General features: G+C 22.3%; 4 protein-coding genes and 1 tRNA gene. 4 read left to right on the top strand and 1 reads right to left on the bottom strand.

Features of this window, described 5'->3' with window-relative positions; all coding sequences use genetic code 11:
• The first annotated feature begins 1,066 nt into the window (after window positions 1-1,066).
• A complete protein-coding gene (cadB, locus tag K0T98_RS00025; RefSeq protein WP_225639384.1) occupies window positions 1,067-2,362 on the top strand; it encodes a cadaverine/lysine antiporter in 1,296 nt (431 codons plus the stop codon).
• Window positions 2,363-3,581: 1,219 nt separating this feature from the next.
• Window positions 3,582-3,654, top strand: a tRNA-Ala gene (locus K0T98_RS00020).
• Window positions 3,655-4,414: 760 nt separating this feature from the next.
• On the opposite strand, the gene cysS is transcribed toward K0T98_RS00020, so the two are convergent.
• Entirely contained in the window at window positions 4,415-5,803 is a 1,389-nt protein-coding gene (cysS, locus tag K0T98_RS00015) for a cysteine--tRNA ligase (protein ID WP_225639383.1), read from the bottom strand.
• Between the two features lie 4,953 nt (window positions 5,804-10,756).
• Here cysS and prfB point away from each other — a divergent pair.
• Together prfB and lysS are read left to right on the top strand one after the other, a co-directional pair.
• Window positions 10,757-11,855 (top strand): peptide chain release factor 2 gene (gene prfB / locus K0T98_RS00010; RefSeq protein ID WP_225639382.1). Its coding sequence is split into 2 segments (ribosomal slippage): window positions 10,757-10,822 and window positions 10,824-11,855, totalling 1,098 coding nucleotides; the frame shifts between segments, so codons are not numbered across the junction.
• 9 nt (window positions 11,856-11,864) lie between these two features.
• Window positions 11,865-13,382 carry a lysine--tRNA ligase gene (gene lysS / locus K0T98_RS00005; protein ID WP_225639381.1) on the top strand — a complete coding sequence of 506 codons (1,518 nt, stop codon included), beginning with the start codon at window positions 11,865-11,867 and terminating at the stop codon, window positions 13,380-13,382.
• The last annotated feature ends 536 nt before the right edge of the window (window positions 13,383-13,918 follow it).

Genomic DNA, 13,918 nt, shown 5'->3' with positions numbered 1-13,918 from the left:
GAATTTACTAAGTATAAAAATGGATGTAGTATATTAAATACAATATAAAGAATGATTATAGTGTTAATAACGAATAATACACTGAAAATTAATCAAATATAGTACAGCCATTATATATTAAATATATTAAAAAATGTCTTATATATCTAAAATATACTACCTTAAAAACTCTGAGATTAGTTGATTAAATAAACTAAAATGAGCATAAAATATTATATTAAGTAGTTAACTAAATGAATGATTTATAATAAATACTAACATAATCACTTTGAAGTATAACTACAGACAGTACAAATATTATATGGAAGAGGATATCGTCTTAAATTTTATGTTTTATAAAAACAATATTTTCTTATCATCAAATGATTGTAACTTATATTGAAATATAGCAATGTTTTTTTATCTAAAAAAAGACATGATTTATGTTAAAAGTATTACTATTTTTAATAAAAACATCTACTTACTTTATTATGCAATGTTATATTTTATTAATACAATTATTTAAATATAATTAATTTATTAAGATAATTAAGTATGTAATTGTAAATAATTTTTTTCTAAAATCTATTAGATATTTGATTAATTAATAATAGTCATTACCAGGATTTAATTCATATTAAAACACAGGCTTTATTTTTGGGATTTTCAAGACAGAAAATAATCTTAAATATAGCAATTTTTTCTAATAGAAAGATTTTATCAAATAATAATTAAGAATTATACTGGATATTTTTACGTAGAAATATCATAAAATTATATTAATTAAGAGTAATATTTAAATAAATATTTTTCTAAATTTAGTTACTGATTTTATAGTTCTAAGTTTAATAAAAGATGATATAATAGGTTTATTAATGAAATCCTGTAGTATGATACTACTGGTATTAATAATTGATTATATCAATATTTCTATTTTTACGAGAATATTATAGTACAATAAATATGATCAAAAATCATATTTATTGTACTATAATATTCTCGTAAAAATATATATTACTCCTAATTTAAAATAAATATTTTTATCTCTACCAATCTAATTTAATCATTATTAAGGGATAGAAATTTTATGGTATATGCAAAAAAAATTGGACTAATTTCTTGTACTAGCATTGTTGCTGGTAATATTATGGGAAGTGGAATAGCATTATTACCAGCTAATCTTGCTCAACTAGGTTCTATCTCTATTATTGGTTGGATAGTTGCTCTGATCGGAGCAATGGCAATAGCATATGTGTATGCTAGACTTACAATAAAAACCCCTTATAATGGTAGTTGTCTTATTTCTAGCTCAGGTATAGCTTCTGCTTGTTCTTTTCAAGCAGGAGTATTATATTACCATGCAAACTGGATAGGTAATCTTGCCATTTGTATAACAGCTGTATCATATCTTTCAACTTTTTTTTTAATTTTAAATCATCCAATACCTGCAGGTATTACTTGTATATTGATTATTTGGATTCTTACTTTTGTAAATATGCTTGGTGGAGTGTGGGTGGGTAGGTTAACTATCGTGGGTTTATTAATGGTACTAATTCCAGTTCTTGGTACTAGTATTTATGGGTGGTATTGGTTTAGTCCTATTATTTATCAAGCAAATTGGAATACTTCTGGTAGTACAAATTATTATGCCATTGTTCATAGTATTTTATTGTGTATATGGTCTTTTATTGGAGTGGAATCTGCTGTAGTTAATATTAATATTGTGAAAAATCCTAAACGCAACATTCCTATTGCGACTATACTAGGAACACTACTTGCTGGTATAATATATATATCTGCTACACAAGTTATTTTTGGTATATACCCAGCTTCTATGATCGCATCATCTGGAGCGCCATTTGCAATGATTAGTTCTAGAATAGTTGGAAATTGGGCAAGTATACTAGTTTCAATATTTATATTTTTTTCTTGTTTAAGTTCACTTGGTTCTTGGATTATGTTGGTGGGTCAAGCAGGTGTTCGCGCTGCACATAATGGGAATTTTCCAAAAGTATATGGTGAAATTGATCGATATGGTATTCCACGCAAAGGTCTGTTTTTATCAGCAATAAAAATGAGTTTGTTAATGATAATTATTACTATTTTAGATACTAAAGGTGGTAGAATATCGGATTTGTTTGGTGAACTAACAGGGATGACTGCACTATTAACGATTATACCGTACTTTTATTCCTGTGTTAACTTAATATATTTAGATAATTTTAAGATAAAAAATATACTTGATTTGATAATGTCTTTATTAGGCTGTATTTTTTGCGTTATTGCCCTAATAGGGGCTAACTTGTTTAAGTTAATAGGAACCTTTATTATTAGCTTAATTATTCTAATTTTCTATTCATTTAAGATAAACAAGATAAAGTAAATAAACAGATAAACAGCGTTAATTTTTATATATATTAAAATTCCTCACGTAACAAAAAATATTAAAGTTTATAATTTAAGTTTTATAAGAGTATTTTATAGATATTTTGAATACTATATTATTTAATATAATAATATAATTATACACTGTGTATTATTTTAATTTATTTATTTGAATATAGAGATAAGTATCTAACTCTATTAATCCTAAATACTATAATTATTTACTAAAATTTATTCAATAAATTTATTGTTTCTTAATTTTGTACGAATTACGATACAAAATCGTAATTATTTTAATATTTTAATGTTTTTAAAGTAAGTAAGTCATATGTTGATTATTAATTATATATTAACTATAAGGATTTTTATATACATAATTAATGTAAATTATTAAAAGATAGAATCTCTTATGTTATACAACAAATTAAGTAGATATTTTTATAAAATATTATTATTAAACTAATTGTAAGATATAAAACTCAATATATAGAGGATTATTAAGAGAGTATGTTTGGTATTGTTATTCTTAAATAATTTATTACACTATATTTATTTACTAGTTTATAGAAGTTTATAGTTTTAATTTAAAATATATTTTTATGCATTAAAGTCCATGTATTTAATAGTTATTAGTATTTATTTATTTATTTTTTATTAGTAAATATTTATTGAGTTTTTATACAAGTATTATTCTAAGTATAGATACGGTCTTAATCTAAAATGAAATATAGATAATAATTAGTAATATATTCTTTATGATATTGAGTTACTAAGACTGTATAAATACTACTTTTATAAAGTAAATATACTTAAATAGTTAAATATAAAAATACATTAGTATCTTGTTTAATTCTTTATAATTACTCTTTTTATGTTATGTAACATATGTTACTATAGTCTACATAAATATATTAAATACTATATAATTCTTATTATTTATTTATTGTTGATATAATAACTTCTTATAATAAAGAAGATAATTTTAAATATATTTTTTACATAAAGCAATTATTTATTTGAATATATAAGCTTATTTATCTATGGTAGTAATCGTAGATATTTTTAAATAAATAATACTTTAGTTATAGATGATATCGCTCTTTATAGAAGAGTATTTTAACACACTTTATTAATAAAAACGTAATGCTTTTTTAATAAAGTGTGTTATAGCGCAGTAGATTGTTCTTATTTAATTTTTGGAATACTAATATTTTTCTGGGGTTATAGCTCAGATGGAAGAGCGCTTGCATGGCATGTAAGAGGTCAGCGGTTCGATCCCGCTTAACTCCAAAAAATTTAAAAATTAATGATAATATTACGTTATGTATTGATATAAAATATAGATTTAATTAAGTTATTATAATAATAATATATATCTCTTAAATAATTAATAAAGATTAAAAGAGATTATTAATTTTATTTTTTAGATATATTATCCTTAGTATTATCGTAATAATAATATCGTTAATTCAAGTATTAACTATATTATTTTATAAAATATTTTTTTAAAATATTGAAATTCTCTAAATATATGTAATTATACTAGTATTATCATCATATCGAGTAAGGTACATTATATTAAAAATATTAATAGATTACCATATATCTATATATAGATATATAGTAATCTTCCCTTAGAAATATAAAAAGTAATCTTATACTACTAATGATTATATTAAACAATTAATAATATAATTCTAGTATTTTGTACTAATACTGATTATAATTAATTAAATAAGTATTTTGCAGAAAATATAGCTATAGTTTATATAACCTATATCTTCCATTAAAAAGACTTTTAATTATTAAAATAAATTGATTATAAATAGTAATAAATTTTTTTTATTAATTACATCAGTAATTTACTAAATGATAGTAAAATATACAAAATAATATAAATTTTTTTAAAAAATAACAATCTATCCATATAGTTTCACTACTAAAATAATCTTTAATAAAATATAAAAACAGATATAGCTTAATTAATGGGTATTTATATAATTATTTTATAATTTTGTTAGCTAATATTTAATTTATTTTAAAATACAAATTATTTACCCCGCCAAGTAGTATTTTTGAAATTATCTTCAAGGATGATTCCTAAATCATTTAATTTATCTCGTATTGAATCTGCTGTTTCCCATTTTTTTGCTATACGTGCATCCTGGCGTTGTTTAATCATTTTTTCGATTAAAGCAAACTGATTATCATAGGTATATATAATTTTTTTGAGAAAAATTTCTGGATCTTGTTTTAACAACCCCAAGATAGTTGCTAACTTACGTAATTCAGCTGCCATTGCATTTGCACGAGTCATATCATATGATTTTAAGCGGTTTACTGCTCTTGCTAAATCAAATAGTATTGAAAAAGCTTTAGGTGTATTAAAATCATCATCCATAGCTTCGCGGAATTGTTTTTCAAAACATCCACCATCTTTTTCTGGTTTAACATTAGGATCTGTGCCTTGTAGTGCAGTATATAGACGTTCTAGAGCTAATCGGGCATGCTTAAGATTATATGGACTATAGTTTAGTTGACTACGATAATGACTAGACAGTAGAAAGTATCTCAACTCCTCACCATCGTGATTTTTTAAAATTTCGCGGATAGTAAAGTGATTACCTAATGATTTAGACATTTTTTCTCGATCGATAATTACCATACCAGAATGAATCCAGTAGTTTACATGAGGACCATCATGGGCACAACTAGACTGGGCAATTTCGTTATCATGATGGGGAAACATTAAGTCTGCACCACCCCCATGTATGTCAAAATGGGATCCTAGTTGTTTATAAGTCATAGCTGAACATTCAATATGCCATCCTGGACGTCCTGCCCCCCATGGAGATTCCCAATGAGGTTCATTTAATTCTGATATTTTCCAAAGTACGAAATCTAAGGGGTTATGTTTTATATCAATAATCTTTACACGTTTACCTATTTGTAATTTTTTAAGATTTTGACGAGATAGTAAACCATAATTAGGATAGCTATTTACAGAAAACATTATGTCGCCATTACTAGCAATGTATGCATGTTTACGTAAAATAAGTTTTTCTATAATCTTAATTATTTCAGGAATATGATCAGTTGCCTTTGGTTCAATATCTATACGTATAATGTTTAACTCATCAAAGTCTTTATGCATTTCAATGAGCATGCGTTGTGTTAGTTGATTGCAAGTCTCGTTACTTTCTATTGCACGTTTAATAATTTTATCATCTATATCAGTTACATTACGCACATATTTGAGATTATAGCCTAAATAACATAAGTAACGTGCAATAATATCAAAAGAGACAAAAGTACGTCCGTGACCTATATGACAGAGATCATAAATTGTGACTCCGCAAACATACATACTTACTTGATTAGTATCAATGGGCTTAAATTCTTCTTTTTTACCAGTGAGTGTATTAAAGATCTTTAACATCTAGTATATCCATATTTTAAAATATTAAATGAAGTATATTTCACTATATGTAAAAAGTTTAAAATAAAAACTTCTAGTCCTTATATTTTTTCAAGCATCTAATAAGTAAAATAAAATTTAATATATTGTAGCTAATTTTATGTTTACTTATATAGGATATATTATTACAATAATAATTGTAATGATGTTGTTTTTACTCTATCAAAAGCAAATAAAAATTAAATAATATATTTTAATCTTTATAGATTATTTATATAAAAATGATTATAATCAAAAAATTATAATGTAGCGGTATTAAGCTATGGTATTTATTATATATAATATAGATATTAGTATTATAAGTTGTACAATAATTTAATCATAATAAAATTGTTAGTTTATTTAATCAATCATGGAATATTATTTAAATTTTTTGCTACATCATTATAAGTATCTTATTTGAGTTAGTATTATCAAACTATATAGTGTATATTGTTTTTAATGTTAGATTAAATATTTAGTAACTTATATAAAAAAATAATTATAAGAATGACTTTTTATATAATATTTAATTACATGAAGATCCATTTATTATATTATCCCCTAAATTAAATATTAGTGCGGTAGTTATAAAGAAAATAATATATTTTATTAATTATGTTAACGGCAGGTTAGTTATTTTATAATCTTTTAATTACAAATTAGTATAATACAAGATGAATTATATTTCATCTGTTAATAAATAGATTATAGTTAGCTAATAATTTTCAATAAATTATTAATTATATTTAAATAATAATTTTATTAATTAATTTGTTAATAAAATATATATAAGAATAAAATATAGTGATTAATATTAATTTGAATATTTTTACTTAAAATGAATAAATAATATATATAAATATATTTAAAATTATAAAATAATATAAATAGAGCATACCTGCTTATTTATACATTAACTAATATGAATATATATTTATGATATTTTATTAATATAAGTCATGTATGATCTTGGAAATATCTCAGTAAGATTAAAGATGTACAATACTGTAATATTTTAAATTATTTTTATAAACAGTTTAACTATAAAGAGAAGATTTCTGGTATAGAAAAATGTTATACATCGTACAATGTATAAGATAAAATATTACTATTAGTAAATATTTCTAGTATAGTTATATAACTATGAATAAATATCTAGTAAACTAAATATATTATATTATTAAAATGTAGTATTACTAGTTTGTATTTATATTAGAATTGTTCTTACTCGTTATCTTTAAATAAATATAAATATACTTAATAATAAGAGATTACTCTATAATAATTCATTATTTAGAGTAGATAATATCTAGTTTATATTTTTTAGTGTAAGAGTATTTTTTATAAAAGTCACTACCTAAAAATATTTAAAAATATTTAATATATTCATGTTTTATAATTATCATTATATTTTGCCTATATTATAGAGTGTAATACCTCACGTATCTAAATATTTAGATAAATACCGCTTTAATGACTCATGATCATTACTAATATGGTGAGATAATAACATATATAAAATATTATATAAAAATAAAAAGTAATTTTGTATTATGTCTTTAAGAATTGAACTACCTTAATATTAAATATATAAGAATAAATAAATTTATTAAAAACTAAGGTCATTTTATCTTAAGATAAAATCTTTTAATATTAATTAATCATTAATGAAATAATTACTGGTTAACTAATTTTTAAATTATATTCAGAATTTTTTCACTTATAATGTACAATAAGATTACGCACTATTAATTTACAGACATTATTCTACAATAGATAGATTTTTATACTAGTTATATCAGTATAGTAATACTAATATATTAAGAATTATAAGAGTGAAAATTTTTATTGATGTTTATTTTTATTTCATGCGGTTTTTAAAGAAATATTTTTTTTGATAATGTAACTACATTATAGTGTTTTATTAAAAAAATATAATTTAAATCTTATATAAAAATAATTTTGTATATATACAATATAGATATAAATTTTTTTTATTAATTCATAATTAAACCTATTATTATATTAAGTTATTATATCAATACGGTTATTCTTATATTTAATACTATATTTAATTTATAATATTAGATATAATAACTTTTATTAATTATAAAATATGTTATATCTTAAAAATAAGATTTTGTTCTATTAGATAGAATCTAAAATAGATTATTTTATTTTATTAATGATTATTATTTTTAAATTATTTTTAATAAAATAAAGACTACATAAGTCATTTTAAAAAATATTATAACTGAAAATAAGATTTTAAAAATATAGAGCCAAGAACCTATCATCACATTATTGAATTTTATTTATTGATTATATTTGTAGTTTTATTTATATAGAATATTATTTTGAATAATATTCAAAAACTAAATTTTACAGGATATGTTTTTATCTTTATAAAAAAATTTAATTTTTAAAAATATATATTTTTTATGGTATTTTACTAGTATGATGTTTCTTAGTTCGGTATATATAATATATTTTATGCTAAAAGCATATACGCCAATTTATTAAAGAAGTTATCATAATTTTATAGAAAATTAATACTAAGTTTCTTGATATTAATACACCAGGATTTAATAAAGGTTATATTATTGGAAAAGATACAATCTTACTATCATAATATTAGGTATTTTATTTATTCAAGTAAATTTAATCTAGGATTATAACAATCCTATTTTAAAGTTGTTTATTATTAATTGAAATATTACTTAATAACAAATAGGATTTTAATATGTTGTGATATATATTATTTCAGTAATGCATTACAAACAAAAGTAATACAGATTGATCATACTATTAAGTATACATGGGGGGGTTATTATAGTGAATGTTATTGTATTTTTATATAAAACATTATATATAAAAAGAAATACTAAAGCTATAATAATATTTATGTGTAGTAAAAGTGGTATAGATAGTTTCTAAAAAAAGTTACTAATATATTATTGAAATGTAAAAATAGATTTAATATTATACTTATACGTTTTATTGTGAGTATCTTACATATAAGATAATATCTTAGTTATACTAATTTTGAGAAAACGTTGCTCAGTTAAAATTTTATTTAGATTAATAAGTTAAACGAATGAACTACGAAGCATTTTTAGGAAAAAATTTTTAATATCTTATAGGATATTTAAAATAATATAATATATTAGATATATGTATAATATTATATTAATTATTAAAATATTTTTTTTACTAACTACATTACTTATCTTAATTTTTAAATTATTAAAATAGTCCAATTAGATAAATATCTATATTATTTTTAATTTAGTATTAACAATATATAAATAAATATATATAAACTTTATAAAATGTATTTTTTTCAGTATACCCAAATATGGTACAATTTAAATTATCATCTATATTTACTATATATTTTGTTCCTACAAACATTATATATATACAATGTTTGTTTTTAATGCACTACACTTTAAAAATAATTTATTGATTAATAAATACTTATAGTTTGTAAGGACTATAAAGTTGTAAAAAATATTTAATAGCAGAATAAATAAAATTATTTTTATTTTACTAAATATAAAATTTTAATTTATTAGTGTTATATTATAAGATATTTTATCAAAAATAAGATCCAATAGTATTGTTAAACTTCATGTGTTTTATATAGTTTCAGTAATATATTAATAAATATTATATCATATATTACTCAAATAATCATATAGTTTAATAACTAATATACTAATATGAAATTTAATTAAGATACTAATCTTAAAATATCTAATTTTTAACATTATCATTAATTTTTATATATTTTATATAAAAATTAATGATATTATTCTATAATAGTTTTTAAAGGAATATTTCCTTAATATAATTAAAATTATATCATTAAACTTTTATTTAAAAGTTAAGAACTTATTTCTCAAATAAGGTATTTTAAAATTAAATAATAATATTGAAAATCATATCCAAATAAATTTAGCAAGAATAATTATTCTCACTACTTAATTAAAACTTGATTTATTAAATTTAAATACATGCATATCTTATTAAGAGGTAATGCATGTAATATTAATTAAATTTAATTTAGGGTGTAGTATTGTTTAGCTAAATAAGCTAAAATAGTGATATTTTCATAATAGCTATTAAATAGTATTTAATTATTCATTAAAAGTAATTATCTATCAATTTTTATACAAAAAGACGTACTGAAGAATTTATCGTATACAGTAAATATTCTATAAAAATACCTACATGTAATAGATTATTTTTTATATCATTTAATTATTAAAAAATACTGAAAATTTTAGATAAAGAAAAGAAAAAATTACGAAAAAATATTATTTATTATATAATATAAGATTCATATATCTAATACTAGATGTTAGTACTAAAAAATATTTATATTACTTCATAATTTAAGAGTTAAAGATAATGTATATATACCTAAGAGGTAAAAGTAAAATTTATTACTTTAAATGTAATTATCTAATTTATAAAAATTTATAATTTATTCTCTTGAATATTTTTTTAATTAATGATAAAATTATATTTTTAATCATAAGTTTAAAACTTCACAGTAGTAAATTAGTATTTTAATTTTTAGCTGTCTTATATAAAATATTTATATATTTATTATATAAAAAATTAAAATAAAAAAATTAGGTTATATATAATATTTATTAAACTAAGTTATTAAAAAATGTTATAGTATTTAAATACTATATTTATAGTAATAATCATAGTAATAGGTCTATTATAATAGACAATATACATTTGTATATGTATCACCTTCTCTCTGAATAAGTAAGATACTTGAAATAAAATATTGATATTATTTTATATTAGATATAGTTAATAATTTTTATGTACTACTTTTTTGTTTTAACGATCCCTACTACTATTATAGGTAATAGTACTTTCTTTATACACTTAATGAATGTATAAAATATGTTTGAAATAAATTCAATAAGAAGTCGTATTCAGGATTTGTCTAAACGGACAGAAGTCCTTAGAAGGTGTTTTTGATTATCATGTAAAGAAAGAACGTCTAGAAGAATTAAAAACTGAGCTTGAACAGCTATATATTTGGAATCAACCAAAGAGAGTAAAAGATCTTACTAAAGAGTCTGCTTTTTTAGAATATATTGTGCATACTTTAAGTCAAATAACTCAGGATCTGTATGATATTTCAGCTTTGTTAGAGTTAGCTGTCGAAGATGATAACAAAGATGTATTTCATGACGTTACAGTTAACCTAAAGCAGTTAGAATATAAATTACTACAGTTAGAATTTAATCGTATGTTTTCCGGTAAGTATGATAGTTATGATTGTTATATAGATATTCAAGCGGGGTCAGGTGGAATAGAAGCCCAGGATTGGGCAGCAATGCTGTTGCGTATGTTTTTGCGTTGGGCAGATACTAAAAATTTTAAAACTAAAATTCTTGAAGAGTCATATGGTGAAGTTACTGGCCTAAAGTCTGCTACTGTAAAGGTATCCGGTAACTATTCATATGGTTGGTTTCGTACTGAAACTGGAGTACACCGTTTAGTTCGTAAGAGTCCCTTTGATTCCTCTCGTCGCCGTCATACTTCGTTTAGCTCTGCTTTTGTCTACCCAGTAGTAACTGATAATAATAATATTGAGCTCAATGCAGCAGATTTGCGTATTGATGTATATAGAGCCTCTGGTGCAGGGGGACAGCATGTTAATCGTACAGAATCCGCAGTACGTATTATTCATATCCCTACAAATATTATGACACAGTGTCAGAATAATCGCTCTCAACATAAAAATAAAGAGCAAGCAATGCGTCAGCTTAAAGCTAAATTATATGAGTGTGAAAGACAAAGAAAAAATATTGAGAAACAAGTGATAGAAAATAATAAAGCTAATATAGGCTGGGGGAGTCAGATCCGTTCTTATATATTGGATGATGCTCGTATAAAAGATTTACGTACTGGTGTGGAAACACGAAATATACAGAGTGTATTAGATGGTAATTTAGATATCTTTATTGAGTCAAGTTTAAAAGCCGGGTTATGAGAAAATAATATGTCTAAACAAGAATTACAAGGTGCTAAGAAGGTACTTGATTTTAAAAATGAGATACAGTTACGTCGTAAAAAACTATTAATATTACGTCAAGAAGGAATAGCTTACCCTAATGATTTTCGTCGTGATTCTCTCTCGGATAAATTACATACTTTATATGATAAAAAAAATTCAACAGAACTTAAAGATCTTAATATTGAAGTATCTGTTGCTGGTCGTATTATGACTAGACGTATTATGGGGAAAGCTTCTTTCGTAACTCTACAAGATATGGGGGGGTATATACAACTATATATTGCATGTGATAATCTCAAAGAAGGTCTATATAATCACCAGTTTAAAAAATGGGATTTAGGAGATATTATTGGCGCGCGTGGAATAGTTTTTCGTACTAAAACTGGTGAGTTATCGATTCATTGTACTTGTATTCGTTTGTTAACTAAGGCCTTACGACCTCTTCCAAATAAGTTTCACGGATTAGTAGACCAGGAAATTCGTTGCCGCCAACGTTATCTAGATCTGATCGCTAACAAAGATTCTCGTAAAAACTTTTTAATTAGATCTAAAACATTAGCAGCTATTCGTAGTTTTATGATGAAAAAAGATTTTATAGAGGTGGAAACACCTATGATGCAAGTAATCCCTGGAGGAGCTTCTGCACGTCCTTTCGTTACTCATCATAATACATTAGATATGGATATGTATTTACGTATAGCGCCAGAGTTATATTTAAAACGTTTAGTTGTAGGTGGTTTTGAACGTATATTTGAAATTAATCGTAATTTCCGTAATGAAGGAATATCTTCTCGACATAATCCAGAATTTACTATGATGGAAATGTATATAGCTTACGCTGATTATAAGGACTTAATAGTCTTAACTGAAAATATGTTTCGTACTGTAACTCAAGAAGTTCTAGGTAGTAGTATTGTTAAATATGGTAATCAGTTTTTAAATTTTAATAATCCTTTTACAAAAATGACAATAAAAGAGGCTATTAATCTCTATTGTCCAGATATTACTATAGAGGATTTAGAGAATTTAGATAAAGTTACTAAATTTGCTAAATATCTCAATATTAAAATTGAGGATAATTGGGGATTAGGTCGTATTCAGTGTGAAATATTTAACGAAACTACAGAAAAAAAATTAATTCAGCCAACTTTTATAACTGAATATCCATTAGAAGTTTCCCCCCTTGCACGTCGTAATGATAAAAATCCATGCATTACTGACCGTTTTGAATTATTTATTGGCGGTCGTGAAATTGGTAATGGATTCTCTGAGCTAAACGATGCAGAAGATCAAGCTGAACGATTCCAAGAACAGGTTTATGCAAAAAAACAAGGTGATGATGAGGCAATGTTATATGATGAAGATTATATAATTGCTCTAGAATATGGTTTACCACCAACAGCTGGTTTAGGTATTGGTATTGACCGTATGATTATGTTATTTACTAACAGTAATACTATCCGAGATGTAATTTTATTTCCTGCTATGAATCCTATTAAATAAAATTAATTTTATATATTATATAATTCTAATTGTATATTTTATCTAATTTTTTCTTTAATTAATTTTAGAAATTCTCTATTTAAAAAATATTGTTATTTATTATAATATCTATTAAATTTTAAATTTAATTTAATATTATATTTTTATTTTTAACTTAAAATACTATTTTAATAGTATTCAACTTTAAAATTAATAATACATTATAGTTTTATTATTAAATATTGAGATTATATTAATTTTTAATTTAGTGTAGAACATATATTGTAGAGTATTACAATGTTTTATTAAATTATATAATAGTGAAGTACTAAATATTTGAGTATTTAACTATTATATAAGAATTACTATTCATAGCTCTATTATATAATTTTAAATTAACTATATTTTAGTACTCCTAATCTAAAATTAGTAATATATAATCCATTCAAAATCAATTAAAATTAAAAGTGTATATTGTATCAATGTTGTATTATACTGCTTTATAATTACCTTATTTTTTGCATAAACCTGTTCTTGGAATCGTTCAGCTTGATCTT

This window comes from Candidatus Profftia sp. (ex Adelges kitamiensis) (assembly GCF_020342455.1).
In the GTDB taxonomy this organism is placed as follows: domain Bacteria; phylum Pseudomonadota; class Gammaproteobacteria; order Enterobacterales; family Enterobacteriaceae; genus Profftia.
This window is presented reverse-complemented; position numbering and strand designations above follow the sequence as displayed.

Excerpts from the sequence above, each read along its gene's own strand:
- cadB (WP_225639384.1), top strand. The coding sequence starts at position 1,067 with ATGGTATATGCAAAAAAAATTGGACTAATTTCTTGTACTAGCATTGTT.
- cysS (WP_225639383.1), bottom strand. The coding sequence starts at position 5,803 with ATGTTAAAGATCTTTAATACACTCACTGGTAAAAAAGAAGAATTTAAG.
- lysS (WP_225639381.1), top strand. The coding sequence starts at position 11,865 with ATGTCTAAACAAGAATTACAAGGTGCTAAGAAGGTACTTGATTTTAAA.